The organism is Kitasatospora sp. NPDC038210, assembly GCF_055600605.1.
In genome coordinates, this window is the sequence record NZ_JBVJYK010000010.1 from 14,003 (window position 1) to 38,191 (window position 24,189).

At 75.2% G+C, this 24,189-nt stretch carries 25 protein-coding genes; 16 read left to right on the forward strand and 9 right to left on the reverse strand.

Annotation, left to right across the window (positions count from 1 at the left end):
- Nucleotide 1: 1 nt before the first annotated feature.
- Nucleotides 2–1,636 carry an alpha/beta hydrolase gene (locus tag ACZ7KX_RS20950; RefSeq protein ID WP_470327733.1) on the reverse strand — a complete coding sequence of 545 codons (1,635 nt, stop codon included), beginning with the start codon at nt 1,634–1,636 and terminating at the stop codon, nt 2–4.
- Between the two features lie 218 nt (nt 1,637–1,854).
- On the opposite strand from ACZ7KX_RS20950, the gene ACZ7KX_RS20955 reads away from it, so the two are divergent.
- The 5 genes from ACZ7KX_RS20955 (at nt 1,855) to ACZ7KX_RS20975 (ending at nt 7,987) form a co-directional block, all read left to right on the forward strand.
- Complete coding sequence (locus tag ACZ7KX_RS20955; RefSeq protein ID WP_470327734.1) at nt 1,855–3,012, forward strand: Rieske 2Fe-2S domain-containing protein; 1,158 nt, start codon at nt 1,855–1,857, stop codon at nt 3,010–3,012.
- A 416-nt stretch (nt 3,013–3,428) separates the two neighbouring features.
- A complete protein-coding gene (locus tag ACZ7KX_RS20960) occupies nt 3,429–4,247 on the forward strand; it encodes an AfsR/SARP family transcriptional regulator (protein ID WP_350523046.1) in 819 nt (272 codons plus the stop codon).
- Between the two features lie 59 nt (nt 4,248–4,306).
- Nucleotides 4,307–5,095, forward strand: coding sequence for an SDR family NAD(P)-dependent oxidoreductase (locus ACZ7KX_RS20965; protein ID WP_470327735.1), 789 nt, complete (start codon nt 4,307–4,309; stop codon nt 5,093–5,095).
- A gap of 62 nt (nt 5,096–5,157) precedes the next feature.
- The gene (locus ACZ7KX_RS20970) at nt 5,158–7,431 is read left to right on the forward strand and encodes a condensation domain-containing protein (RefSeq protein ID WP_470327736.1); all 2,274 of its coding nucleotides are present in this window, start codon (nt 5,158–5,160) and stop codon (nt 7,429–7,431) included.
- A 124-nt stretch (nt 7,432–7,555) separates the two neighbouring features.
- A complete protein-coding gene (locus ACZ7KX_RS20975) occupies nt 7,556–7,987 on the forward strand; it encodes an SRPBCC family protein (protein ID WP_350523049.1) in 432 nt (143 codons plus the stop codon).
- An 80-nt stretch (nt 7,988–8,067) separates the two neighbouring features.
- Here ACZ7KX_RS20975 and ACZ7KX_RS20980 read toward each other — a convergent pair whose 3' ends face one another.
- Complete coding sequence (locus tag ACZ7KX_RS20980) at nt 8,068–9,267, reverse strand: PP2C family protein-serine/threonine phosphatase (RefSeq protein WP_470327737.1); 1,200 nt, start codon at nt 9,265–9,267, stop codon at nt 8,068–8,070.
- A 155-nt stretch (nt 9,268–9,422) separates the two neighbouring features.
- On the opposite strand from ACZ7KX_RS20980, the gene ACZ7KX_RS20985 reads away from it, so the two are divergent.
- Together ACZ7KX_RS20985 and ACZ7KX_RS20990 are read left to right on the forward strand one after the other, a co-directional pair.
- The gene (locus tag ACZ7KX_RS20985) at nt 9,423–9,689 is read left to right on the forward strand and encodes a hypothetical protein (RefSeq protein ID WP_470327738.1); all 267 of its coding nucleotides are present in this window, start codon (nt 9,423–9,425) and stop codon (nt 9,687–9,689) included.
- 109 nt (nt 9,690–9,798) lie between these two features.
- Entirely contained in the window at nt 9,799–10,842 is a 1,044-nt protein-coding gene (locus ACZ7KX_RS20990; protein ID WP_470327739.1) for a YihY/virulence factor BrkB family protein, read from the forward strand.
- A gap of 101 nt (nt 10,843–10,943) precedes the next feature.
- Here ACZ7KX_RS20990 and ACZ7KX_RS20995 read toward each other — a convergent pair whose 3' ends face one another.
- Together ACZ7KX_RS20995 and ACZ7KX_RS21000 are read right to left on the reverse strand one after the other, a co-directional pair.
- A complete protein-coding gene (locus ACZ7KX_RS20995) occupies nt 10,944–11,504 on the reverse strand; it encodes a hemerythrin domain-containing protein (protein ID WP_470327740.1) in 561 nt (186 codons plus the stop codon).
- 30 nt (nt 11,505–11,534) lie between these two features.
- Nucleotides 11,535–12,047 carry a hemerythrin domain-containing protein gene (locus tag ACZ7KX_RS21000; RefSeq protein WP_350523054.1) on the reverse strand — a complete coding sequence of 171 codons (513 nt, stop codon included), beginning with the start codon at nt 12,045–12,047 and terminating at the stop codon, nt 11,535–11,537.
- A 383-nt stretch (nt 12,048–12,430) separates the two neighbouring features.
- On the opposite strand from ACZ7KX_RS21000, the gene ACZ7KX_RS21005 reads away from it, so the two are divergent.
- Nucleotides 12,431–12,886, forward strand: coding sequence for a hemerythrin domain-containing protein (locus ACZ7KX_RS21005; protein ID WP_470327741.1), 456 nt, complete (start codon nt 12,431–12,433; stop codon nt 12,884–12,886).
- Between the two features lie 75 nt (nt 12,887–12,961).
- On the opposite strand, the gene ACZ7KX_RS21010 is transcribed toward ACZ7KX_RS21005, so the two are convergent.
- The 3 genes from ACZ7KX_RS21010 to ACZ7KX_RS21020 form a co-directional block, all read right to left on the reverse strand.
- Nucleotides 12,962–13,174 (reverse strand): DUF6296 family protein, encoded by a 213-nt coding sequence (locus ACZ7KX_RS21010; RefSeq protein WP_470327742.1) that lies wholly within the window; start codon nt 13,172–13,174, stop codon nt 12,962–12,964.
- A gap of 32 nt (nt 13,175–13,206) precedes the next feature.
- Entirely contained in the window at nt 13,207–13,638 is a 432-nt protein-coding gene (locus tag ACZ7KX_RS21015; RefSeq protein WP_470327743.1) for a hypothetical protein, read from the reverse strand.
- A gap of 182 nt (nt 13,639–13,820) precedes the next feature.
- Nucleotides 13,821–14,279, reverse strand: coding sequence for an SRPBCC family protein (locus ACZ7KX_RS21020; protein ID WP_470327744.1), 459 nt, complete (start codon nt 14,277–14,279; stop codon nt 13,821–13,823).
- Between the two features lie 141 nt (nt 14,280–14,420).
- Here ACZ7KX_RS21020 and ACZ7KX_RS21025 point away from each other — a divergent pair, with 141 nt between their 5' ends.
- The 3 genes from ACZ7KX_RS21025 (at nt 14,421) to ACZ7KX_RS21035 (ending at nt 16,524) form a co-directional block, all read left to right on the forward strand.
- Nucleotides 14,421–15,308, forward strand: a complete 888-nt coding sequence (locus ACZ7KX_RS21025; RefSeq protein ID WP_470327745.1) for a Rieske (2Fe-2S) protein — start codon at nt 14,421–14,423, stop codon at nt 15,306–15,308.
- Nucleotides 15,309–15,431: 123 nt separating this feature from the next.
- Entirely contained in the window at nt 15,432–16,223 is a 792-nt protein-coding gene (locus tag ACZ7KX_RS21030) for a HemK2/MTQ2 family protein methyltransferase (protein WP_470327746.1), read from the forward strand.
- 64 nt (nt 16,224–16,287) lie between these two features.
- The gene (locus ACZ7KX_RS21035; protein WP_470327956.1) at nt 16,288–16,524 is read left to right on the forward strand and encodes a CDGSH iron-sulfur domain-containing protein; all 237 of its coding nucleotides are present in this window, start codon (nt 16,288–16,290) and stop codon (nt 16,522–16,524) included.
- Here ACZ7KX_RS21035 and ACZ7KX_RS21040 read toward each other — a convergent pair.
- Nucleotides 16,498–17,541, reverse strand: a complete 1,044-nt coding sequence (locus ACZ7KX_RS21040) for an iron-containing redox enzyme family protein (protein WP_470327747.1) — start codon at nt 17,539–17,541, stop codon at nt 16,498–16,500. The two genes, ACZ7KX_RS21035 and ACZ7KX_RS21040, sit on opposite strands and share 27 nt — an antisense overlap.
- Nucleotides 17,542–17,654: 113 nt before the next feature.
- Nucleotides 17,655–18,575, reverse strand: coding sequence for a SigB/SigF/SigG family RNA polymerase sigma factor (locus tag ACZ7KX_RS21045; RefSeq protein WP_470327748.1), 921 nt, complete (start codon nt 18,573–18,575; stop codon nt 17,655–17,657).
- Between the two features lie 269 nt (nt 18,576–18,844).
- On the opposite strand from ACZ7KX_RS21045, the gene ACZ7KX_RS21050 reads away from it, so the two are divergent.
- From ACZ7KX_RS21050 to ACZ7KX_RS21070, 5 genes are all read left to right on the forward strand, one after another.
- Nucleotides 18,845–19,168: a plasmid stabilization protein gene (locus ACZ7KX_RS21050; protein ID WP_470327749.1), complete on the forward strand. Its 324-nt coding sequence runs from the start codon at nt 18,845–18,847 to the stop codon at nt 19,166–19,168.
- A 100-nt stretch (nt 19,169–19,268) separates the two neighbouring features.
- Nucleotides 19,269–20,501 (forward strand): carboxylate-amine ligase, encoded by a 1,233-nt coding sequence (locus tag ACZ7KX_RS21055; protein WP_470327750.1) that lies wholly within the window; start codon nt 19,269–19,271, stop codon nt 20,499–20,501.
- 13 nt (nt 20,502–20,514) lie between these two features.
- Nucleotides 20,515–21,561 (forward strand): PHP domain-containing protein, encoded by a 1,047-nt coding sequence (locus ACZ7KX_RS21060; protein WP_470327751.1) that lies wholly within the window; start codon nt 20,515–20,517, stop codon nt 21,559–21,561.
- Between the two features lie 199 nt (nt 21,562–21,760).
- Nucleotides 21,761–22,726, forward strand: a complete 966-nt coding sequence (locus tag ACZ7KX_RS21065) for an SDR family NAD(P)-dependent oxidoreductase (RefSeq protein ID WP_470327752.1) — start codon at nt 21,761–21,763, stop codon at nt 22,724–22,726.
- A gap of 252 nt (nt 22,727–22,978) precedes the next feature.
- The gene (locus ACZ7KX_RS21070) at nt 22,979–24,163 is read left to right on the forward strand and encodes an alcohol dehydrogenase catalytic domain-containing protein (protein WP_470327753.1); all 1,185 of its coding nucleotides are present in this window, start codon (nt 22,979–22,981) and stop codon (nt 24,161–24,163) included.
- Nucleotides 24,164–24,189: the final 26 nt, after the last annotated feature.

Consider the following 24,189-nt stretch of genomic DNA (forward strand, 5'->3'; position numbering starts at 1 on the left):
GTTACCGCAGGACGCCGTGCACGGCCTCCGGGTCGGTCGGCGCCAGGCCGGTGACCGGGGCGGCCGCGGGCGCGGCCTTGGCGGCGGCCGGGGGCGGCGTCACGTACACCGGGTCCGGATCGGCCTCGGGCGCACAGGTCTTGGCGATCCGTCCCTTGCCCTGGGGCAGGCTGCCGTCGCGCAGGTAGGCGGTGAAGGTGTCGTCCAGGCAGGCGTTGCCGTGGAAGAGGATCTCGTGGAAGCTGCCGCCGTTCTGGACGACCAGCTTGGAGCCGGGCAGCGCGTCGTGCATGGCGAGCCCGCCCTCGTACGGCGTGGCGGCGTCCTCGGTGGCCTGGAAGAGCAGGACCGGGGGCAGGCCCTTGCCGGTGATCTTCAGCCGGCCCGCCGGGTTGCCCTGGTACGGCCAGAACATGCACGCGGCGTTGTACCACATGTTGTTATAGGTGTAGAAGGGCGCGACGGCGTTCACCTTCGCCTGGTCCTTCTTCCAGACCTCCCAGTCGCGCGGCCAGGCGTTCTCGGTGCACTGCGCCGCGTTGTACGCCGGGAAGGTGCCGTCGTCGGCGCCCGGGGCGGCGTACCGGTTGTACGCGATGGCCAGCGGACGGGTGTCGTGCTGGGTGAGGTAGGCGGAGAGCACGGTCGCCATCCGGGGCCAGCGCAGGAAGTTGTAGCCGCCGCCGTAGAAGGTGTCCTCGAACTCGGCGGGGCCGATCCGGCCGGGCGCGGGGGCGGCGTCCACCGGCTCCTTGCGCAGGGCGTCCTCGACCTGGCCGTACGCCCGCTCGACGGCGGCGGCGTCGGTGCCCAGGTGGTAGACGGAGTCGGCCTTGGCGGTCCAGGCCGCGAAGGCCTCGAAGCGGCGCTGGTGTTCCTTGTCCTGCAGGATGTTGTGGTCGTACCAGCTGATGGTCGGTCCGACGATGCTGTCCAGCACCATCCGGCGCACGTGCGAGGGGAACAGCTGGCCGTAGGTGGAGCCCAGTGAGGTACCCCAGGAGCCGCCGTAGAAGTTGATCTTCGGGACGCCGAGCGCCCGGCGGATGCTGTCCATGTCGCGGGCGTTGTCGACGGTGGTCATGTGCGGCAGCAGCCAGGACCAGTCCGCCGCGCAGTCGGCGGCGTAGCCGGCCGCCTTCTTCAGCCACGCCTTCGACGTGCCCTGGCCCACCTGGTAGTCGGGGCGCTCGGCGTCGAAGTAGTGGGCGTCGCAGACCACGTGGGGGTCGCTGCCGTTGGTGCCGCGCGGGTCGAAGCCGATCCAGTCGTAGGTCGAGGCGACGTCCGCCGGGAGCTTGGAGGCGATGGACACCGGCATCCAGAGCCCGGAGTCGCCGGGGCCGCCGGGGTTGAGCAGGATCGGCCCCTGCTGCTTCTCCCTGGGCGCGGTGGCCGGGAGGCGGTTCAGCTTGATGGCGATCTTCCGCCCGTGCGGGTCGGCGTAGTCCACCGGCACGTCGAGCATCGCGCACTGCAGCGCGGGGGTGGTGGCGTCGTTGCAGGAGCTCCAGACCAGCGCACCCTGGCCGGTGTCGGCCAGGTCGGTGGCGTCGGGTCCGGCGGCGGAGGCGGAGGTTCCGCCGAGGGCGGCGACGGCCGTGAGGGCCGCGAGCAGGGCGAGGGGTTTTCTCATGGGGAGCATGATGTGACATGTGCAATGGCACATCCAGAGGAGCGACCGGAATTTGCCAAGCTTTGACCATGCACGACTGACTGATCATCAGACTTCCACTGCCGCAGGGAGGTTGTCGTGCGGACACACACCACCCCTGGCTAGCATCTGAAATGCATGTCGTCCGAGCGCTCATCGCCTGGGAGGGGCGGCGCCGGACGGACCCGACAGGAGAGTTCATGCGCGCGTCCCACCAGCACGTCCACCCCGTCAGCGACCGCCCCACGGCCGCCGACGTCGCCCTGCCACCGGCCCTGCCCTACCCCGACGGGTGGTCCGCACTCGCCTTCTCCGCCGAACTCCGGCCGGGCACCGTGCTCACCCGCCGACTCGCCGGCGAGGACGTCGTGCTGTACCGGCTGCGCAGCGGCCGCCTGCGCGCGATCCGCCCGTACTGCCCGCACCTGGGCGCCCACCTCGGCCTCGCGGCGGTCGAGGGCGATGACCTGGTCTGCCCCTTCCACCGGTTCGCCTTCGACCCCGACGGCCGCTGCGTGCGGACCGGCTACGGCACCCCGCCGCCGAAGGCCGCCCTGGCGCAACTGCCCGTGCGGGAGGTGAACGAGGCCGTCTTCGTCTGGCGCCACCACGACGGCCGGGAACCGGACTGGGAGATCCCGTCCTGGCACCGGCTCGGCGACGGTCGGCAGCCGCTGCGGTACGCCTCCTTCGAGATGCCCGGCCACGCCCAGGACGTCATGGAGAACTCCTTCGACCTGGGCCACTTCGTCACCCTGCACGGCTGGCCACAGGGCGAGCTGGCGGCCCCGGTGGAGTTCGACGGCCCCCGCTTCCACATCTCGATGCGGGTGCGGGAGACCTTCCCGCTGCTCGGCATGCGGCAGGTCGACGTGGAGGTGGACGGGTACGGGCTGACCGCGCTGCACACCGATGTGCGCACGCCCTCGCTCGGCCTGGAGATCTGCTCGCTGGTGATGGCCACCCAGGTCTCCCCCGGCCGGATGCAGCTGCGTCAGGCCGGACGCTTCGTCATGCGGGAGCCGGCCGGGCTGCCGCCGGCCGTCGCCCGGACGGTCAGCCGCGCGGTGACCGCGGTGCTGGCGGGGCCGATGTTCAAGCGCAACCTGGAGTTCACCTCGGCCGACTTCCCGATCTGGTCCACCAAGCGGTACCAGTCGCCGCCCCGGCTCGCCGCCGGGGACGGGCCGATCGGCGCGATGCGGCACTGGGCCCGGCAGTTCTACCCGCCGGACCGGCAGGCGCACCTCCCGGCGCCGGCCGCCACGCCCGCGGGCGGCACACCCCACGGCGCACCGGCCGGCGCACCGCTCGCCACCCCCGCCGGCACCCCGCGCAACACCCCGGCAGCGCCTTGAGCAGCACCCCCGGCGGCAGCACCCCCGGCAGCGCCTTGAGCAGCACCCCCGGCGGCAGCACCCGCGGCATCGCCCCCGGCGTCACCCGCGGCTGAGCGGCGCCCGCCCGCCGCAGCTCCCGCCCCTCGGCACCCCCGCGACGGGGCGCCGGCCCCACCCGGGCCGGCGCCCCGCCGCCCCGTCGTGCCCGGAGAGCCCCACCAGAGCGCCCGGAACCGCGCTCGACGGGCACTTGAGGAATCCGGCCCCCGCCTCCCGGCGCAACTAAGGTGCGACGCAACCCCCCACCATCCCCTGCTTTCGAACACCAGCACGAGACATCGCCCGATCCACCGCCCCACGCACGGCCGACCGATCCGCTCCCGAGCACACGTCACGCGCCCGACAACCGTCCCGCGCTCGAAAGGGGAACCGCCATGCAGCTCAGAGTCCTCGGCCCCCTCACCGCCGACCTCAACGGCATATCCGTCGTCCCCTCCGCCGCCAAGCAGCGCCAGATCCTCGCGCTGCTCGCGCTCTACCCGAACCGGATCCTGCCCACGGCCACCCTCATCGAGGAGATCTGGGGCGACGACCCGCCCAGACAGGCGCTCACCACCATGCAGACGTACATCCTGCAGCTGCGCCGCCGCATCACCCAGGCCCTCGGACCGACCCCGGACACCACCGCCAAGGACATCCTCACCACCCGCCACGGCGGCTACCAGCTCACCGCGCACCCGGACAGCCTGGACGTCCACACCTACAACCTGCTGATCACCCAGGGCCAGCACGCCTTCAACCACGGCCACGACCACCAGGCCGCCACCCACTTCCGCCAGGCCCTCGCGCTCTGGCACGGCCCCGCCCTGGTCGACGTACGGCCCGGCCCCATCCTCACCATCGAGATCATGCGCCTGGAGGAGAGCCGGCTGATCACCCTGGAGCGGCGGATCGACACCGACCTGCGGCTCGGCCGGCACAACGAACTGATCCCCGAACTCACCCACCTGACCCACCAGCACCCGCACCACGAGGGCCTGCACGCCCAGGCCATGGTCGCGCTCTACCGGGCCGGCCGGCAGACCAACGCCCTCACCACCTACCACCACCTGCGGCACCGGCTGACCACCGAACTCGGCATCCAGCCCTCCCCGCACCTGCAGCACCTGCAGCACGCCATCCTCACCCTCGACCCGACCCTCAACACGCCCACCACCGCCCACCCGACCACCTACAACCTGTACTCGGCCTGAGCCCCGTCCGTACGGCCGTCCCCGCAGACCTCTCCCAGCCCACACCCACAGGACGCGTCATGACCACCGCACCCGAGCAACCCCTCGCCCTGATCACCGGCGGTACCCGCGGCATCGGCCTGGCCATCGCCCGCGAACTCGGCAGCCGCGGCCACCGTGTCTTCATCTGCGCCCGCACCGCCCCGCACATCGACCAGGCGCTGGTCACCCTGCGCAGCGAGGGCCACCAGGCCGACGGCCGCACCTGCGACGTCCGCGACCCCGCCCAGGTCGCCGAGCTGATCCGGTACGCGGTCGCCGAGCACGGCCCGATCACCGTGCTGGTCAACAACGCCGGACGCACCGGCGGCGGACCGACCGCGACCACCACCGACGACCTGTGGTACGACGTCATCGACACCAACCTGAACGCCGTCTTCCTGGTCACCCGGGAAACCCTCCGGCAGGGCCACATCACCAGCACCGCGAACCCGCGCATCATCAACATCGCCTCCACGGCCGGGAAGCAGGCCGTCACCCTGGGCGCGCCGTACACCGCGAGCAAGCACGCCGTGATCGGCTTCACCCGGGCGCTGGCCAAGGAGCTGGCACCCACCGGCACCACCGTCAACGCCATCTGCCCCGGCTACGTCCAGACCCCGCACACCACGCGGATCCACCACGAGTACGCGACCGCCTACAACACCACGCCCGAGACCATCCACCAGCACTTCCAGGCGCACATCCCGCTCGGCCGCTACACCACGCCCGAGGAGGTCGCCTCGCTGGCCGGCTACCTCACCACCCCGACCGCCGCCAGCATCACCGCCCAGGCACTCAACGTCTGCGGCGGACTCGCCACCCAGTAACCCCGGCGCGATCCTGGCCGGCCCACGGGAAGGACTCGGGCTCCGGTGCCCGCTGATCAGTGATGACGAACCGTCAGTTCTCCAGCGCACCCGTCACCTTGCTGGTGTCCGGCGCCCCCGCGCCCGAGCCCTGCCTGCCCGCCGCCCGCCCGCCGAGACGCCTCGACGCGGGGGCGGTGAGCGCCGCACTGGCCCGGACCGCGGCCCGGCCCCGGAAGGCCGCCGCCCGGCCCGCGCGGGCCAAGGAGTTCCTGCTGGTCGAGCTGTACCGGGCGTACCGGCCGGACGTGCTGCGCGCCGCACTTCGGGCCGTCCGGCCGGACGCCGGCGAGGAGCTGCTGTGGCAGCGCACGGCCGACGGCCCGGAAGGCCTCGACCGGGTGCTCGCCGAGCTCGGGCACAGCCTGGCCACCGGCCCCCGGCTGCGGGCGGTGCTCGTCGAGGACCGGGACGGCGCCCGGGAGCCGAGGCTCTTCGTCGGCCTCGCGCCCGGCCCGCCCGGGCGCGCCCTCGCACTGCTGCAGGAGCTGCGCGAGGCCCTGGCGCACCCGCCGGAGCCCGTCACCGTACCCACCAGCGCGTTGCAGCGGGAGCTGCTGCGCCAGGTCCTCGGGCAGCCGGACCACGACGGACGGCACGTCGAGCAGCTGTCCTGGCACTGGCACGGCCCGCTGGACACCGAGCGCTTCACCGCCGCCTGGCAGTCCGTCATCGACCACGAGACGGTGCTGCGCGCGGCCTTCGACTGGGACGAGGGCGGCGACTCCGAGCCCTGGATGGTGCTGCACGAACGCGCCGTCCCCGAGGTCACCCGGCACCCGCACGGCACCGCCGACTGGGAGGAACTGCTCGCCGCCGACCGCCGCCGCGGCTTCGACCTGCGCCGCCCCGCCCTGCTGCGCGCCACCCTGCTCGACGCCCCGCCGGACGCCGACGAAGGGCCCGCCACCCGGGTGCTGCTCAGCTACCACCACGCGATGCTGGACGGCTGGAGCGTGCGCCTGCTGCTGCAGTCCTTCTACCGCGCCTACCTGACCGGCGGCGTCCTGCCCGGCGGCGAACGCCGCCCCGACGTCCGCGACCACGCCCGCTGGCTGCAGGCCCAGGGCACCGACGCGGCCCAGCAGTTCTGGTCCACCCGCCCCGGCGCCACGGCCGTCCTGCCGCTCGCCCCCGACCCGCGCCGGCACGGCAGCGGCCGGGCCCGGCGCCGGCTCACCCCGTACGAGGCGGTCCGGCTGCGCGGCTGGGCGGCGGCCTGGGGCGCCGGCGAGAGCAGCGCGCTGCAGGCCGCCTGGGCGCTGCTGCTGTACCGCGCCGCACAGTCCGACCGGCCCCGCCGACCGGCCCGCTCGGTGCGGGTCGGCTTCGCGGTGACCGTCTCCGGCCGGGGCATCCCGCTGGACGGCATCGACCGGCTCCCCGGCGCACTGCGCAACCCGCTGCCGATCTCCGTCCGGCTGCACCCGGGCACCACCGTGCCACAGCTGCTCACCGCGCTGCGCGACGGGGTGCTCGACCTCGCCGCGTACGAGTGGGTCTCCCCCGGCCAGGCGCACCGCTGGACGGCCGGCCCGCGCGGACGGCGGCCCAACAGCCTGGTCGTCCTGGAGCACCAGCCGACCGCCGCGCACCACCTGCGGCTGGAGACCGACCTGGCCGCGCACGGAATCCACGTGGAGAGCCCGGTGCCGGCCGGCACCTTCACCTCGTACCCGATCACCCTCGCCGCCCACTACGACACCACCGGCGGGCTGGTCCTCACCGCGACCCACGACCGCACCCTGCTCGCCGACCAGGACGCCGTCGAACTCCTCAGCCAGAGCGCCCACCTGCTGCGCGCCTTCCCGGACCTGCCGAGCGGGCTGAGCACCACCGAGGTGCTGCGCACCACGCTCGCCGGACAGCCCGCGCCCCGGCTCTTCGGCGAGGCCGGCGGCGATCCGGACGTCACCGACGCGCCCGACGGCCCCGCGGTGCGACTGGACGTCCTGCACCGGGCCGGCCTCCCGGACGCGGGCTGGGTCCTGCTGCTGCCCCCGCCCGGCGCCCCGCAGATCCGGCTGGCCGGCGCCGCCCGCGGCTGGCCCGGCCCGCAGGGCCTCGGCGTGCTGCGCCCGGTCGGGGAGGACCCGCCGCCCGCCGCCTACCGCCCGGTGCTCGGCCCACTGCTGGAGACCCGCGCCCCGGTCGTCCTGGTTGCCCCGCCGGGGCTCGGCGTCACCGCCTACGAGATCGCCCGGCTGGGCGCCCCACCGCACCCGCCGGTGGTGGTGCTGGTCGACGAGGAGGCCGATCTGGCGGCGGTGGCGGCGCTGCTGGGCGACCGGGCCTAGCCGGCGGGCGCGGGCCGACGGGCGCGGGCCGACGGGCGCGGGCCGACGGGCGCGGGCCGACGGGCTTGGGCCGACGCGCCCGGTGCGGCCTCCGGCGGCCGGCCGCGGCGCTACGGTGGGCCGCATGGCCCGTTTCGTCCTGACCCGCCGCACGCCGCTTCCCCCGGCCGTCTGCTGGGAGCGGCTGACCGCCTGGCCCCGGCACGGGGAGCGGGTGCCGTTCACCCGGGTCGGCGTCGCCCGGGGCACCGGCCGGGAGGTGGGCGACGTCGTCCTGGCCAGGACGGCCGTCGGGCCGCTGCGGTTCGACGACCCGATGGAGATCGTCGAGCTGGTCCCGCCCGGGCCCGGACGTGACGGGCTGTGCCGGCTGGCCAAGCGCGGGCGCCCGGTGCGCGGCGGGGCGGTGCTGCGGGTCCGGGCGGTGGGCGGCGGCAGCGTGGCGGTGTGGGCGGAGGAGCTGCGGATCTCCGGTGTTCCGCGGTTCGCCGATCCGGTCGTCGCCGCCACCGGACGCCTGGTCTTCGGCCGGGTGCTGGACCGACTGCTGCGGTAGTCCGGGAGTCCCCGGCCGCCCCTGCGCTCCCCGGCCGCCCCCTACCGCCCCGTTCCGCCCCCTACCGCCCCGTTCCGGCCTCAGGTCCCGGGCCGGTCCGGGTGCCACTCCGCCAGCAGGATGGTGGCGTCGTCGCGCAGTTCGTGGTCCTGGTGCGTGACCAGGGCGTGGATCAGACGACGCAGGGCCTCCGGGGCCGGGTCCCCGCCGGCCATGTGCTGGACGAGGGAGTCGGTCAGCCGGAGCTCGCCGAACAGCTCGCCGGAGGTCGAGCGGGCCTCGGTGACCCCGTCGGTGTACACCAGCAGCCGGTCGCCGGGCTGCAGCCGCCCGTGGTGGACGGGCTGCGGCCCGTGCCGGTGGAAGCCGAGCCCGAGCGGCAGCTCGGGTCGCCGGCTCAGGGCGTCCGTCAGGACGTGGCCGTCCCGGATCAGCAGCGGCGGCGGATGCCCGCAGTTGACCCAGGACAGCTCGCCGGTGAACGTGTCGAGGTCGGCGACGACCGCGGTCAGCAGCCGGTCGGGGATCCACCGGGCCAGCGCGTCGTCGATGGCCCGGACGATGTCGGCCAGGCCGCCGCCGGACCTCCGGGTGGAGCGGCAGGCCGCCAGGGCGACCGAGCTGGCACCGCCGGAGGCGAGGTCGTGCCCCATCGCGTCGAACACGGAGACGTGCAGGCGACCACCCGCCACCGAGTGGTCGAAGGCGTCCCCGCCCACGTCGTAGGCCGGTTCCAGGACGGCGCTGGACGTGACGTGCCGGGTGCCGATGGTCCGTGGCGGCAGGAAGGCCCACAGCAGCTCGGCCTGCAGGCTCATCGGCCGCCGCCGTCCGACGCCGACGATGACGTCGCTGTACGCGCTCTTCGACACCACCAGCAGGGCGACCAGCCCCGCCAACGCCTCGTAGCGCCCGGTCGTGTCCCCGCCCTGCGCACCGTCCTCGATCCGCAGCACCCCGATCCGCTCGACCCCGTCGACCAGCGGGAACCAGCCGACGCCGGGCGATCCGGAGGACAGCTGGGTCTGCTGCAACCGGTAGGCGCGGCCACCGAGCGTCCCCTCGACGTCGACCGGGTCGAAGGGGTCGCCGTCCTCGGAGCCGGGCAGCGGGACGAGGTGGCGCTGCTGGACGTCAGCGAGGAACACCCACGCCCCGTCCGCGCCGAGCTCGCGGGCCGCCGCCCGCACCAGGTCGGGCAGGTCCGCCGGCCCGCTCGCCCGGGTGCGGGCCAGCAGCCGTGCCAGCACGCCGCCCAGCCCGGCGTCGTCGCCGCTCACCACGTCACACCTCCCGTCGGCCCTGCGCCTACCCAGGAACGGCCGGGTGCTGCACGCCCGCACCGGGTCGGCGGCGGACGGACGGACTCGCGACCCGTCCCACGCGTGACCGGCCCGGAGTGCGGAGCGGTCCGCCCCGGCGCACCGTCGGAGACATGGCCTCGATCATCGTGCTGTTCGAGCTGGAGTCCGAGCAGGTCCTCGGCGCCGAGGGCGTCGGACCGGGAGTACTGGCCGTCCACGCCGCCGGTGCCGACCCCGACGTCCCCGAGGACCCCCAGCCGACCACGCTGTGTCAACGCGACACCCGCTCCATGGAGCACAGCCACTACGCCCCCGCGCGCCCCGGTGGCCCCTGGTACCCGCCCGAACTGGCCGACCGCCGCTGCCGCGAGTGCGAGCGCGCCCTGGCAGCCTCCTGAGGCCCTCCGCGCGCACCGGTCGACACTGGCGTCGCCGCCGCCGGGTGTCGGACCGCCCGACCGGGGCAGACGCCGCCGTGTGAACCCCATCGAACGGACCCTGCGGGGCGTGGACGGTTTCCAGCAGCGCCACCGGCCCACCGGCGTGGTGGTCGGCGTGGTGCGCAAGTACGGGGACGACCGCGGCGGGCTGCTGTCCGCCCTGATCACCTACTACGGCTTCGTCGCCCTGATCCCGCTGCTCCTCCTGCTCAGCACCGTCCTCGGCTTCGTCCTGCACGGCCACCCCGGCGCCCAGCGCTCGGTGGTGGACTCCGCGCTCGCCGACTTCCCGATCATCGGCGACCAGCTGCGCCAGAACGTGCACTCCCTGCAGGGCAGCGGCCTGGCCCTGATCATCGGGGCGCTCGGCATGCTGTACGGCGCGCTCGGCATCGCCCAGGTCCTCCAGCACGCCATGGCCGAGGTCTGGAACGTCCCCGGCGTCCAGCGCCCCGGCTACTGGCCGCGGCTGGCCCGCAGCCTGCTGCTGTTCGCCGTCCTCGGCGCCGGACTGGTCCTGGGCACCGCGGCCGCCTCACTGGTCGGCACCACCCTGGGCGGCACCCCGGCCCGGATCGGCGGCCTGGTCGTCTCGGCGCTGCTGAACACCGCGCTGTGCCTGGCCTGCTTCCGGGTGCTCACCCCGCGCGAGATCCCCACCCGCGCCCTGTGGCCCGGCTGCGCGATCGCCGGCCCGCTGTTCACCGTGCTGCAGGCGTTCGGCGCCCTGCTGGTCGCCCACGAGCTGCGCCACGCGAGCCAGGTCTACGGCTTCTTCGCGACCGTGATCGGCCTGCTCTTCTGGATCTACCTGGCCGCGCAGATCACCGTGTACGCGGCCGAGACCAATGTGGTGCTCACCCGCCGGCTGTGGCCGCGCAGCCTGCTGCAGCCACCGCTCACGGACGCCGACCAGAAGGTGCTGTCCTCCGTCGCCCGACAGGAGGAGCGCCGCCCCGAGCAGCGCGTGGACGTCTCCTTCGAGGACGCGGACGAGGCCGGGGAGGACGGTGGCCCCGGCGACGGGAGTGGGTCCGGGCGCGGCGACGGGAGTGGGTCCGGGCGCAGCGACGACCGGCTCCACGGCCCCGCGAAGCCCGACGCACGGTGAAGCCCGACAGCCCGACGGGCGGTGAGCAGCGCCGATCCGGGCGCCGCTCCCGCCCGGATCGGCGCCCGGTGTCCGGCCGGAGTGCCCGGATGGCCCGTCCGTCAGTGCGGCCCGCCCGGCGTCAGGAGTTCGCGCACCCGCTCGGTGAGCGAGCGTTCGGGGGGCGGCAGGTGGTCCGCGGGGCGTTCGGACGGCCGCTGGTAGCGGGGACGACCGGTCGAGGAGGCCTTGGTCTCGCGGGCCAGGGCCGCCAGCTCGTGCAACTCGGCATCGGTGGTCACCGCGCGGACCGCGGGGAAGAGCCGTGCCTCCTCGTCGCCGGCGTGCCGGGTGACCTCCTCCGTCAGCCGGGCGACCAGGCGGTCGAAGGCCGGCGAGGTGACGTGGGTCCGTCGGAGTTCGACCAGCAGGGCCTCGACCCCGCGGTGGTCGGCGAGTTCGCGTTCGACCACGGCGGGCCCGTCGGGCAGCCGGTCACCGACGAGCGGGTAGAGGTGCTCCTCCTCGGCCCTGGTGTGGCGGACCAGCTGGTCGGTCACCAGGGCGGCGAGGCGCTTGCGCTGGCGGTCCCCGCTGGGGATGCCGCTGAGTTCGCTGAAGTGGACCAGCATCGACCGGTGGTCGGCGACGAGCTGTTCCAGCAGGTCTTCGTCGTGGTTCACGGGTGGTACCCCTTCCTGGGCTCGGGCCGGTCAGCCCTCCAGAGCGGAGGCGATCCGGTGCAGCACCCCGCCGCCCGTCGGCCGGCGCGGCGCGGTCTCCCGCACGGCCTGCATCCGTTCGCCGATCTCCTGCAGTTCCTTGCGGCCGAGGGCGGAACGGACCTCCGGGAACCAGTCGCCCTCCTCCTGTTCGATGTGCCGCTCGACGGCGTCGATCAGGACGGCGGTCTTGGCGTCGTAGCCCTCGTCGTCGGGGGTCATCCGGCTCAGCTCCTCGCAGAGCAGGTCGGCGACGTGGTGCTCCTCCTTGGCGCGGTCCATGGCCTCGGCGAGTCCGGGCACCTCCCGGCGGATCCTGGGGTAGAAGAGTTCGTCCTCCAGGTAGGTGTGGACGGTCAGCTCCTCCACGATCCGTTCGACCTTCTCGCGACGCGCCTGCGCGCCGCCTTCGCCGTCGCCTTCGACGAGCCCCCGGTACTCGCGGAACAGACGGCGGACTTCCTTGTGGTCCTCGCGCAGCAGGACGATGGCATCGTTGGACATCGCTCGCCTCCTTCTCGGCGCTGTTCCCCGCCGCCCCGGCGTGTCCCCGGCCGGCCCGCTGCCAAACGCCGCCGCGCGGCGGGTGTGGCGGGGCCGGTCGTGGGCACCTGCCCGGTACGTCCCGGTTCCGGAACGACCACCGGGACGGCCGACGTCACCCGGGCGGGGCGAGCGATGCGCGATGCGAGCGGCCGGGCCGCGGACCGCGCGGGCAGCCGCGGCCACGAGACGGACGTCCCGTTGCCGGGCCGGGCCGTGACGACCGGCGACGACCGGCCGAGCCGTCGGCCGATCGCGATCCGGGCACCGTACGGCGGTTGGCCCCGCGCGGACCGGGCAGGCGTCCGGGTTCAACCGCCTCCCGCAGTCGGACGGAGATTCCCATGAACGGTGCCGAGGGCTTCCCGAACCGGTTGTGCGCCGAGCACCGGGCCATCGACGCGCTGCTGCGGCAGTTGGACCGGATCGCCACTCGCCGTGGTACCGACGACGAGGCGCTGCGCCTGCTGGACTCGCTGCGGCGGATCGTCGACCCCCATCTGGCGTCCGAGGAACAGCACCTGTACCCGCTGGCGCGTCGGTCCCTGCCGACGGGTGCGGCCCTCGCGGACGCCGCGGTCCGCACCCACGAGGCGATCCGCCGGTTGCTCGACCGGGCGGACGACGGCCGCCTCACCCCCACCGAACGGCGCCACGCGGTGTCCGTCCTGATCGTGGTGGTCCGGGCCCACCTGCGCGGCGAGGAGGAGCAGTTGTTCCCCGCCCTGCGGGCCGGCAGCGCGCCGGAGGAGCTGCGCCGGTGCGAGCGCCGCCTGCGCGGGGCGGGTTCGCCGCGCTGATCGAGCACCACCGCTCCCGCCCCGCCGGTGGGAGGGCGGGACGGCGTCCGGCGACGTCCGCCCCGGGTGGTGGGCTCAGTCCAGCGGCTCCGCGAGGACCGGGCGGCCCAGGTCGAGCGCCGTGGTGATCGTCCGAACCTCGCCCTCGCCGTCGATCTCGACCCGGACGGCACCGGAGGCGTCCACGTAGACCTCGGTGCCCGTGCTGCCCGCCGCGCCGGTGGCGGTGAGCAGGATCTCGCGGTACGGGTCGGTCGCGACCAGGCGGTAGCGCTTCGCGGTCGTCATGACTCCTCCTCGTTCCGGCCGGTGACCACCGGTCAGTGCTCGTCCCCGTCTCCGTCCCCGCCCCCGTAGCGCTCGCGCCACTCCCGGGCACGGGCGTTGTGCCACTCCACGCCCTGGACCGCCTGGTGCTCGGACAGGCCGGTCATGCGGGCGACCACGCTGAGCGGGACGGGCTCGTCGACGTCGGCGAGCGCTCGGCTGACCTTGCCGGCCCACTGCTCCTCGGGGACGAACCGGCGGCGCCGGTACTCCTCGATCAGGGTGGCCAGGTGGTCGACGGAGCAGGCCAGCAGCACCCGCTTGCCGTCCAGGTCGGGGTCGGTGGCGTGCAGCGCCGAGGAGTCCGGCACCAGGGCGCCGAGCAGGTCGGCGTCGGGGACGGCCCGTCCGCACTGGTCGCACAGGTCGAGCGGTTCCGCGTCGTTCCCGGCCTGGTCGCCCGCCGGGGGTCCGAGGTCCTCCATGCCGCGCGCCTACCCCGCCGGACCGGGGCCAACCCGTCGGGGCGCAGGACCGCCACCGGCGGCCCGTCCCGCGCGGCCGCACACGCCGGTTCGCGCACACCGGTTTCCGCACACCCGTCGCACGCGTCCGGCGGCTCCCGCCCCCGGGAGGGGCCGGAACCGCCGGACCTGCCGGAACGGGCTCAGCGCGGATTGATCCGCCCGCGCCAGCCGCCCTGCTCCATGCCTCGGTGCTCGATGAACTCCTTGAACCGCTTCAGGTCGCCCTTCACCCGCCGGTCGACCATGCCGATCGCGTCACCGGCCTTCTCGACCATTCCGTCCGGCCGGTAGTCGATGGCCATGTTGACCCGGGTGCGTCCTTCGGTGAGCCGCTGGAAGGTCACCACGCCCTTCTGGTCCACCTCGCCGTCCGTGGTCCGCCAGGCGATCCGCTCGTCCGGCAGCTGGTCGACGATCTCGGTGTCGAACTCACGGGTGATGCCGCCGATACTGGTGCGCCAGTGGTTGTGGCGCTCGTCCAGCTGGGTCACCGACTCGACGCCCTCCATGAAACGCGGGAACTCCTCGAACTGGGTCCACTGGTTGTAGGCGGTGTGCAGCGGGACCTCGACGTCGACCGACTCCTTCACCATGCTCATGCGGGCCTCCTCGCTGGGAACCGGCCGGGTGTTTCCCGGCCGCCCGCGCGTCTGCCCCGACGGTGCCGGCGTAACCGCGGACCGCCGCGTCACACACCCCGCACCGGGTTTGACCGGGCCGTACCCGGCTAGCCGCCCGGTATGGACATCTCACCCCTGCACACCCACCCCTGGTCCCGCCGGCTGCGCCGCGCGCTGGAGACGCCGGAGCACTGGGACGTCCTGGACGCCCCGGCCGGGAAGCTCGCCCGCGCGGTGGAGGCCCTGCCGCTCGGGCCGTACCGGGACGCCCTGCACGGCGTGTGGCTCGGCCACCCGCTCCACCCGGCGCTGGTCCAGTTCCCGCTGGGCTGCTGGACGTCCGCCGCCCTGCTGGACCTCACCCCGGGGGGCCGCCGGTCGGCCGGCACCCTGGTGGCGGCCGGGCTGCTGGCCGCCGGGCCCGCGGCGCTCGCCGGCTGGGCGGACTGGGCCCGGCTCGATCCGCCGCGCCGCCGCACCGGCCTGGTGCACGCGCTCTCCAACACCACCGGTGTGCTGCTGTACGCCGGGTCGCTGCTGGCCCGTTGCCGCGGGCACCGCGCCCGGGGCCGGCTGCTCGGCCTCGCCGGCCTGACCGCGGTCTCGGCCGGGGCGGCGCTCGGCGGGCACCTGTCCTACCGGCTGGCCGCCGGGCCGGACCGGGCCGCGGCCGTGCCCCGGCTTGCCCCGGCCGACTGGGTCGGCCTCGGCGCCGTGGAGGACTTCCCGCCCGACCGGGCCGTGCGCCGGACGGCCGGCGAGCTGTCCGTGGTCGTCGTCCGGGACGGCGAGCTCTGCCACGTCCTGGCCGAGCGCTGCGCGCACCTGTCCGGGCCGTTGTCCGAGGGCACCGTCGCCGACGGTTGCCTGCGCTGCCCGTGGCACGGCAGCGAGTTCCGGCTGCTCGACGGCCAGGTGGTGCACGGCCCGGCCACCGCGCCGCAGCCGGTGCTGGAGACCCGGGTGCTCTCGGGCCACCTGGAGGTGCGGCTGCCCGGGGCCGGCTGACCCGCTGTCACCAGGGCTCTCACCAGGGCCGTCAGCAGGGGCGCCGCCCCGACCGGTCGGCACCGGACGGCGTTTCACCCCGACGGCCGGGGGCAGCCGCCCGGGAGCACCACAGGAGGAGCCATGACCGCCGCCGTCCCCGATCTCCCGCCGCACGCCGACGCACCGGAAGGCAGGTGGCGCCCCGGGATCCGGGTGGCGGCCGTCGTCGCCGGGCACGTCCGGCGCCCGGCCGCCCCGGCGGCCCGCAGCCAGGTGCGGCTGCTGCTCCGACCGCCCGGGGTGTACCGCCCGCAGGGGGACACCCGTTTGCTGGCCTCGTGCGTGCGCCGGGAGCGTCTGGACGCCTCCGGCCGGGTGCTCGACCTCTGCACCGGCACGGGGGCGGTCGCGCTCGTCGCGGCGCGGACCGGGGCCCGGGTGACCGCGGTCGACGTGTCCGCCCGCGCCGTGGCCACCGCGTGGGTCAACGCCCGGCTGCACCGTCGCCGGATCCGCCTGCACCGGGGCGACCTGCTGGCCCCGGTGGCCGGCGGGCGCTTCGACCTGATCACGGCGAACCCTCCGTACGTCCCGGTCGATCCCGCCGCGGGAGCCGGCGGCCGCGGGGCCGCGCTGGCCTGGGACGCCGGGCCGGACGGCCGGCTCGTCCTGGACCGGATCTGCCGGACGGCCCCCGGTCTGCTCGCCGTCGGCGGGGTGCTGCTGCTGGTGCAGTCCGCGCTCGCCGACGTCCCCGCCACCCTGGCGCTGCTGCGCGGGGCGGGGCTGCGGGTGGAGGTCGCGGCCCGGCGGCGGCAGGCGTTCGGACCGGTGATGACCGCGCGGGCCACCCTGTTCGAGCGCCGCGGGCTGATCCGGCCGGGCGAGCGCGAGGAGGAGCTGGTGGTGGTGCGCGGTGTCCGCGACGGCTGACCGGGGACCGACCAGGGTGGTCGTCGTTCCGGGTGGTCCGCTGCTGGTCGAGGGGCCGGTGGAGGTGGTCCTGCCGGACGGGACGGTACGGGTCTCCGAGCGGCCGGTGGTGGCGCTGTGCGCGTGCCGCCGGAGCCGGACGTACCCGTTCTGCGACACCAGCCACCGCCGTCGCGCTCGGCCTGGACGGGGCTCGGAGCCGGGACGCCCGGCAGGCGAGGCGGGACGTGCGGCGGGCGAGCCTGGACGTGCGGCGGGCGATGCCGGACGCGGCTCAGACCGGGCCGTCGGGCAGGGGTGAGCGCAAGGAGGTCCGCCCGGCGCGCCAGCAGCCGAGCAGGTGGTCCGCGAAGCGGCCGTCGACGACCTCGGTGGCGGCGATGCCGAACGCCACGTCCCGCGCCGCGGCCGGCTCGGCGGCGACCAGTTCCTCGATGACCCCGCGTCGCACCAGCTGCTCGTGGACGGCGTCCGCCTCGACGTGCTCGCGGTAGAAGAGGGTGCCGTCCGGGCCGGCGCCGAGTCGTTCCAGCGCCGACGCCAGGCGCGCCGAGCCGGGCGAGGAGGTGATCTCGATGGTCGCGAACTGCCCGACCGCCGCGCAGCGCAGTTCCCGGTGCAGGCCGAAGAGCATCATCAGGTTGACCACCGCCAGGCCGGGCGCGGGGACCAGGTCCAGGTAGTGCCGGTAACCGGGGTCCAGGCCGAAGGCGGCCATCATCCGGGCGAACAGTTCGGCGTGGGCCCGTTCCGGCCGTCCGGCGCCGTACTCGTCGTAGAGGATCGCCATCAGCGCCGCCTGCGCGGGGCCGTGGATCCTCGGCAGCATCCACAGCTGCGGGTCCGCCTCCTTGAGGTGGTAGAGCGACCGGTGCACCAGGTATTCACGGGCGTGCCGGAGTTCGCCCTCGGCCAGCAGGAAGTGCGAGGGCCCGGTGCCGTCCGGGGGCTCCGTGAGCAGGCGCTCCAGGGCCTCCCCCAGGGGTGCGACGGGCTCCGCCTCGGCGCGGACCTCGGCGAGGAACGGGCGCTCCAACGACCTTCGCAGTGACAGCAGTTCGGGCTCCCACTCCCAGCCGGCGGCGACGCCGGGCAGGCCCCGGTCGTGGAGTTCGTAGCAGAGGTACAGCGCGAGCTGGTGGTCCTCGCTCCAGGGGTGGGTGAAGGGGCCGGGCGGCGCGAGCAGGCGTCCGGCACCGGGTGGCCCGGCAGTCACCAGGCCGAGCACCGCCGCGGACAGGGGGCCGCGCGGGGAGAGCGGGGCGCCCGTCGCCCGCCCGGCCCGTCGGTCCACTCCGTCCCGCAGCCGCCCGTCCATGCCCTCGGCCTCCTCGCCCTGTCCGTGCCCGTGCCCGTGCGCGCCGTGCCGCCCGCCTGTCCGTGCCGTGCCACCCGCCTGTCCGTCCGGACGCGGTGCGGCGGCCGGCGGGCTCAGGCCGGTTTCTCGGGGCCGTCGTCCCAGCCGGGCGCGTCGAGGTCGTCGAGCTGCTCGCGCAGGCGGTTCAGCGTCGCGGTGAGCAGCCGGGAGACGTGCATCTGGGAGACGCCGATCCGGTCCGCGATCTGGGACTGGGTGCAGCCGTCCCAGAACCTGAGCTTGAGGACGGTCTGTTCCCGGTGCGGCAGTTCGGCGAGCAGCGGGCGGACGGCGGTGCGGAAGTCGGCGAGTTCGATGCCGGGGTCGCAGCCACCGAGCCGGTCGAGCAGGGCGCTGCCGGTGTCGTCGGTGTCCTGGTCGCGCAGGGCGTCCAGGGAGTTGGGGCGGTAGACCCGGCCCGCCATCAGGCCCTCGGTGGCCTGTTCGACGGTGAGGTGCAGGCCCTCGGCGATCTCCTCGGGTTCCGGCAGCCGGCCGAGTTCCTGTTCCAGCCGGTCGGATCCGCGGGCGACGGTGAGGTACAGCTCCTGCATGCTGCGCGACACGCGCACCGGCCAGGAGGTGTCGCGGAAGAACCGCTTGATCTCGCCGGTGATGGTGGGGATCGCGTAGGTGATGAACTCGACGCCGCGCTGCGGGTCGTAGCCGTCGACGGCCTTGATCAGGCCGATGGTGCCGACCTGCAGGATGTCGTCCATGTCCTCGGCGCGGTGCCGGAATCGGGCGGCGATGAAGCGCACCACCGGCATGTTGAGCTCGATGATCGTGCCGCGGACGTAGCTGTAGGCGTGGCTCTCGCGGGCGAGGCCGGCCAGGCGCTCGAACAGCGCGTCGCTGAGTTCGCGGGCCTCGGTCTTGCCCATCGCCCGCAGCTCGGCGGTGGTGGGCCTGGGCGGGATGTCGGGCGGGATGTCGGGGGGCTGGTCAGGGCGGGTGACGACGTCCGGGTCGGACGTCTGCAGTCGGATGGACACTTGATGTCTCCTGGGCAACGGGGTCGCCCGGTGGCGCGTGCGGTGCGAACCCGCTCGCCTTCGGGGCTTCTTCCCCCAGGACCTGTGCCCGGCTTCTTCAAGCGCGGTCCCGGTGGCACCCGGGCGGGTGCCGGGGCGGCCGGATCCGGTCCCGGCCGCTGCATGGGTGTTCTACCCGACATACGACAGTGAATTCATGTTTGGTTCGTTTTCTTCTGATTTGTCCGGGTAGGCGCGGACACACCGACGGTCACGAGAGGAGGGGCGTCATGCCCCGAGGATCCAGCCCCAAGCGGGAGCGCCAGTACGAGCACATCAAGGAGAGCGCGCTCGACCGCGGCGAGAGCGAGAAGCGGGCCAAGGAGATCGCCGCCCGGACGGTCAACAAGGAGCGGGCCCGGCACGGCGAGTCGGAGACGGCCAGCCGCACCTCGACGGAGGACGTCTCCTCCGGCCACCGCGGCGGGAAGCGCTCGCACAGCGGCGCCCGGGGGCCGACCTACGACCGGCTGTACAACGAGGCCAAGCACCGCAACGTCAAGGGCCGTTCGAAGATGAACAAACGCGAACTGGCACACGCCCTCGGCCACTGACCGGCGCCGTCCGGGGCGCGGCAGGGCGTCCCGGACGGCCGCCACCGAAGGTCCGTCGCATGTGACGTTTCGGCGCCACCGGCCCGGCAAGACGCCCGTCATGCGGATCCACGAGCCTCCGGGCCCCCCGGCCGGGGCCGGGCCCGGACCGAAGCACGTCCCGGGCCCAGCCGTCACCACGACCACCCCGGCGCAGCGGACGGCCGCTGCGCCCGGGACGGCGCCGCCGCGCGCCCTGCCCACCGTCGGGGTGGAGGAGGAGTTCCTGCTGGTCGACCGGCGCACCCGGCTGCCCGCCGAACGCGCGCCGCAGGTCATCGCGGACGCCGCGGGCGAGCTGGGCGGACAGGTGCAGGCCGAGTTCTTCCCCGTCCAGGTCGAGGTGTGCACCCGGCCCGCCACCCGGCTCGAAGAGCTGGCCGCCGACCTGGTCCACCTGCGCGCGGTCGTCGCCGCCGCGGCGGCCGAGGCGGGGTGCCTCCTGGTCGCGTCGGGCACGCCGGTGCTGAGCAACCCGCGGCCGGGCCGGGTCACCGACGATCCGCGCTACCGGGAGATGGCGGCCCGCTACCGGAACGTGGTCGACGGCTACGGCGGCGCGCTGTGCGGCTGCCACGTCCACGTCGGGACGGTGAGCCGCGGACGGGCGCTGGCGCTGGCCAACCACCTGCGTCCCTGGCTGCCGGTCGTCCAGGCACTCACGGTCAACTCCCCGTTCGCGGAGGGCCGGGACAGCGGCTTCGCGAGCTGGCGCTCCGTCCGCTGGGCGCGCTGGCCCACCGTCGGCCCGGCCCCGGTGCTGGACGAGCCGCAGTACGAGTCCGTCGTGGCCGCCCTGGTGCGTTCCGGGGTGCTGCTCGACCGGCGGATGGTGTACTGGTACGCCCGGCCGTCGGAGCACGTCCCGACGCTGGAGGTGCGGGTCGCCGACGTCAACGCCGACCTGCGGACCGTCCTGCTGCTGGCGGCGCTGTTGCGCGGGCTCACCACCGTCCTCCTCGACGAGATCGACGAGGGTCGACCCGCTCCGGCGTGCCCGGCCGGCCTGGTCCGCGCCGCCCACTGGCGGGCCGCCCGCACCGGCCTGGCCGGGGACGGCATCGACCCGCTCACCGGACGGGACACCCCGATGGCCGCGCTCGCCGACCGCCTGCTCGAACGGGCCGCCCCCGGCCTGGCCGCCGCCGGAGACCTGACCGCGGTCGAGAACACGCTCGGCCGGATCCACCGGCGAGGCACCGGGGCCGACCGCCAGCGGCGCGCCCTGCGCCGCCACGGCCGGCTGACCGCCGTGGTCGACGAGCTCGCGGCGCTCACCCTCGCGGCGCCCTGAGGCGGTCGCGGCGGTGGACCCGACGGAAGCGCTGCGGCGGATCGCCTTCCTCCTGGAGTGGAACGGCGCCTCGCCCTACCGCGTCCGCGCCTTCCACACGGCCGCCGACGCCGCCGGGGACCTGCCACCGGGGCCGGTGGACGCCGCCCTGGCCCGCGGGCTGCCCGGGGTCGGGCCGGTCACCTCCGAGGTGATCGCGCAGGCCTCCACCGGCGAGACCCCCCGCTACCTCGCCCGCCTGGAGGCCGGGGCGGGGCCCGACGCGAGGGCCGGGTGGCAGTTGCTCGCCGCGGCCCGCGGCGACTGCCACCTGCACTCCGACTGGTCCGACGGCGGCCACCCGATCGACACGATGGCCCTGGCCGCCCGCGCCCTCGGGCACCGCTGGGCCGTGCTCACCGACCACTCGCCCCGCCTGACGATCGCCCACGGGCTCAGCCCCGAACGCCTGCGGCGCCAGCTCGACGCGGTCGCTGCCTGGAACGCCGCGGCCCGGAACGCCGCGGCCCGGAACGCCGCGGCTCCGACCGCGCGGGACGGCCCGTTCCGACTGCTCACCGGGATCGAGTGCGACATCCTCCGCGACGGCTCGCTCGACCAGGAGCCGGAGCTGCTCCGGCGGCTCGACCTCGTGGTGGCCTCCGTGCACTCCGAGCTGCGGGCCGACCCGGGGCCGATGACCGCCCGGATGCTGACGGCGGTCCGCGACCCGCGCACCGACGTCCTCGGGCACTGCACCGGCCGGATCGTCACCGGGCGCGGCCGACCGCCGTCCCGCTTCGACGCCGAGGCCGTCTTCGCGGCCTGCGCCGAGACCGGCACGGCGGTGGAGATCAACTGCCGCCCCGAGCGCCGCGATCCGCCCGACGAGCTGCTGCGCCTGGCCGCCGGCGCGGGCTGCCTGTTCGCCGTCGACACCGACGCCCACGCTCCCGAGCAGCTCCACTGGTTCGGGTCCGGGTACGCCCGCGCCGCCCGGCTCGGCCTCGGGCCCGAACGCCTGATCACCACCTGGCCGCTCGAACGCCTGCTGGCCTGGGCCAGCCCGGACGGGGACTGACCGCCCGGCCCTCCCGCGCCGGTGGTCCGGGCAGGCCGGGCGGCTCCGGCGGCTCCGGGCACCCCGGTCGTACGGCTCGACGGGCGGGCCCCGGCCCGTCCGACGCGCATCCGGCACGCGTTCGGCACGCGTTTGGCGCGGGCGCCGGCGGACAGACGCCCGGCATCCCTCCGTCCCCGACCGAGGAGGTCGCACCCCGATGCACGACAACGGCGTCCTGACCGGGCGCACGGCCCTGGTCACCGGCTCCTCCCGCGGGCTCGGCCTGCTGATCGCGGGCGAACTCGCCGACCGCGGCTGCCGGGTGATGCTAACCGGTCGGGACGAGCTCGGTCTGGAACGGGCGGTCCGGGGGCTGCGCGGCCGCCCCGGCGAGGTCGCCGCGACCGCCGGCGACCTGATGGCCCCCGAGACGCCGGCCCTGCTGCTGGCGGCGGTCCGGGACCGTTTCGGCGCCGACGTGGACCTCCTGGTCAACAACGCCGGCCTGATCCAGGTGGGCCCGGTCTCGGCGATGCAGGAACAGGACTTCCGGCGGGCGCACGAGCTGATGACGATGGCTCCGCTGCGGCTGGTCCAGGCGGTGCTCCCCTCGATGCGGGCCCGTGGGTCGGGCTCGATCGTGATGATCACCTCGGTCGCCGGCCGCATCCCGGCGCCGCACCTGCTGCCCTACGTGACGGCCAAGTTCGCACTCACCGGCCTCTCCGAGGGGCTCGGCGCGGAGCTGGCGCCGTACGGGATCCGGGTCACCACGGTGCTCCCGGGGCTGATGCGCACCGGCTCGCAGACCGCCGCCGAGTTCGCCGGGCAGGCCGACCGCGAGTACGCGTGGTTCGCCACCGCCGCTTCGCTGCCGCTGGTGTCGATGGACGCCGGCCGGGCGGCCCGCCGGATCGTCCGGGCCGTCGCGGCCGGCCGGCGCGAGCTGGTGCTGACCCCGCTCGCCAAGGCCGCCGTCCTCGCCCACGGGATCGCCCCGGCCGGGACGAACCGGCTGCTCGGGCTCCAGGCGCGCCTGCTGCCGCCGGCCGGGGCCGCGCCGGAGCACGGCGTGCCCGGCCGGCGGGCGGCGGCCCGGCACCCGCACGGCGGCCCGGTCCACCGGCTCACGGCCCTGGGGCGCAGGGCGGGCCGCGCCCACAACGAGCCCACGGCGTCCTGAGGGAGGTGCCGGGTGCCGGCCGAACCGCCCCCGGCCCGGCTGGTCGCCCCTCCGGCGGCCGGCGGCCGCCCCGCCCCGGACTGCCGGCACACGCCGAACCACCCGATGCCCGGCACCGGACGGGTCGCCGGGCACGGCCACGGACCACGGACCACGGACCACGGACCACGGACCACGCGATGCGGGAGAGGACGGCGCCGGCACCCGGCGGAGCCCCGCCCGCGTCCGCCGGCCCGACCGAAGGGAAGCACCATGAAAGCCGTGACCTGGCACGGACGCCGGGACGTCCGCGTCGACTCCGTACCCGACCCGGTGATCCAGGAGCCCACCGACGTCCTGGTCGAGGTCACCACCACCGGCCTCTGCGGATCCGACCTGCACCTCTACGAGGTCCTGGGCGCCTTCCTGGACGAGGGCGACATCCTCGGGCACGAGGCGATGGGCGTGGTCCGCGAGATCGGCAGCGCCGTCCACGCGGTCTCGGTCGGCGACCGCGTCGTCGTGCCGTTCAACATCTCCTGCGGCACCTGCTACATGTGCGTGAACGGCCTCCAGTCCCAGTGCGAGACCACCCGGGTACACGCCTACGGAACCGGTGCCGCCCTGTTCGGCTACACCAAGCTCTACGGCCAGGTTCCGGGTGGGCAGGCGGAGTTGCTTCGAGTCCCGTTCGGCAACACGCTGCCGGTGGTGGTCCCGCACGGGCCGCCGGACGACCGCTACGTGCTGCTGTCCGACGTCCTGCCCACCGCCTGGCAGGCGGTCGAGTACGCCCGGGTGCCGCACGGCGGCAGCGTGGCCGTGCTCGGCCTCGGCCCGATCGGGGACATGTGCACCCGCATCGCCCGGCACCGCGGCGCGGGCACCGTGATCGGCGTCGACCTGGTGCCCGAGCGGCTGGAACGCGTGCGGGAGCACGGCGTCGAGGCGCTCGACCTCGCCCGGCTCGGCTCCCGGGTGGTCGACGCCGCCCGCGAGCTCACCGGCGGCCGCGGCCCGCACGCCGTGATCGACGCCGTCGGCATGGAGGCGCACGGCTCCCCCGCCGCGACCGCCGCCCAGCGGGTGACCTCACTGCTGCCGGACGCCCTCGCCACCCGGCTGATGACCCGGGTCGGCGTCGACCGCCTGCACGCCCTCCACCTCGCGGTGGACATGGTGCGCCGCGGCGGCACCGTCTCGCTGTCCGGCGTGTACGGCGGGATGACCGACCCGCTGCCGATGCTGACCATGTTCGACAAGCAGCTGCAGCTGCGGATGGGCCAGGCGAACGTCCGGCGCTGGACGGACGACCTGCTGCCGCTGCTCGGCGACGGTGACCCCCTCGGGGTGGACGGCTTCGCCACCCACCACCTGCCGCTCACCGAGGCCCCGATGGCGTACGACATGTTCCAACGCAAGCAGGACGGCGTGGTCAAGGTGCTCTTCCAGCCCTGACCCCCGGCGGGATGCCCCTGCCGGTG

Bases quoted from the DNA above. Each gene is read 5' to 3' on its own strand.
- ACZ7KX_RS21065 (WP_470327752.1), top strand. From the start codon at position 21,761: ATGCACGACAACGGCGTCCTGACCGGGCGCACGGCCCTGGTCACCGGC.
- ACZ7KX_RS20960 (WP_350523046.1), top strand. From the start codon at position 3,429: ATGCAGCTCAGAGTCCTCGGCCCCCTCACCGCCGACCTCAACGGCATA.
- ACZ7KX_RS20950 (WP_470327733.1), bottom strand. From the start codon at position 1,636: ATGAGAAAACCCCTCGCCCTGCTCGCGGCCCTCACGGCCGTCGCCGCC.
- ACZ7KX_RS21015 (WP_470327743.1), bottom strand. From the start codon at position 13,638: ATGGAGGACCTCGGACCCCCGGCGGGCGACCAGGCCGGGAACGACGCG.
- ACZ7KX_RS21070 (WP_470327753.1), top strand. From the start codon at position 22,979: ATGAAAGCCGTGACCTGGCACGGACGCCGGGACGTCCGCGTCGACTCC.
- ACZ7KX_RS21025 (WP_470327745.1), top strand. From the start codon at position 14,421: ATGGACATCTCACCCCTGCACACCCACCCCTGGTCCCGCCGGCTGCGC.
- ACZ7KX_RS21005 (WP_470327741.1), top strand. From the start codon at position 12,431: ATGAACGGTGCCGAGGGCTTCCCGAACCGGTTGTGCGCCGAGCACCGG.
- ACZ7KX_RS21010 (WP_470327742.1), bottom strand. From the start codon at position 13,174: ATGACGACCGCGAAGCGCTACCGCCTGGTCGCGACCGACCCGTACCGC.
- ACZ7KX_RS20975 (WP_350523049.1), top strand. From the start codon at position 7,556: ATGGCCCGTTTCGTCCTGACCCGCCGCACGCCGCTTCCCCCGGCCGTC.
- ACZ7KX_RS21030 (WP_470327746.1), top strand. From the start codon at position 15,432: ATGACCGCCGCCGTCCCCGATCTCCCGCCGCACGCCGACGCACCGGAA.
- ACZ7KX_RS20965 (WP_470327735.1), top strand. From the start codon at position 4,307: ATGACCACCGCACCCGAGCAACCCCTCGCCCTGATCACCGGCGGTACC.
- ACZ7KX_RS21050 (WP_470327749.1), top strand. From the start codon at position 18,845: ATGCCCCGAGGATCCAGCCCCAAGCGGGAGCGCCAGTACGAGCACATC.
- ACZ7KX_RS21055 (WP_470327750.1), top strand. From the start codon at position 19,269: ATGCGGATCCACGAGCCTCCGGGCCCCCCGGCCGGGGCCGGGCCCGGA.
- ACZ7KX_RS20970 (WP_470327736.1), top strand. From the start codon at position 5,158: ATGACGAACCGTCAGTTCTCCAGCGCACCCGTCACCTTGCTGGTGTCC.
- ACZ7KX_RS20985 (WP_470327738.1), top strand. From the start codon at position 9,423: ATGGCCTCGATCATCGTGCTGTTCGAGCTGGAGTCCGAGCAGGTCCTC.
- ACZ7KX_RS20955 (WP_470327734.1), top strand. From the start codon at position 1,855: ATGCGCGCGTCCCACCAGCACGTCCACCCCGTCAGCGACCGCCCCACG.
- ACZ7KX_RS21020 (WP_470327744.1), bottom strand. From the start codon at position 14,279: ATGAGCATGGTGAAGGAGTCGGTCGACGTCGAGGTCCCGCTGCACACC.
- ACZ7KX_RS21040 (WP_470327747.1), bottom strand. From the start codon at position 17,541: ATGGACGGGCGGCTGCGGGACGGAGTGGACCGACGGGCCGGGCGGGCG.
- ACZ7KX_RS21000 (WP_350523054.1), bottom strand. From the start codon at position 12,047: ATGTCCAACGATGCCATCGTCCTGCTGCGCGAGGACCACAAGGAAGTC.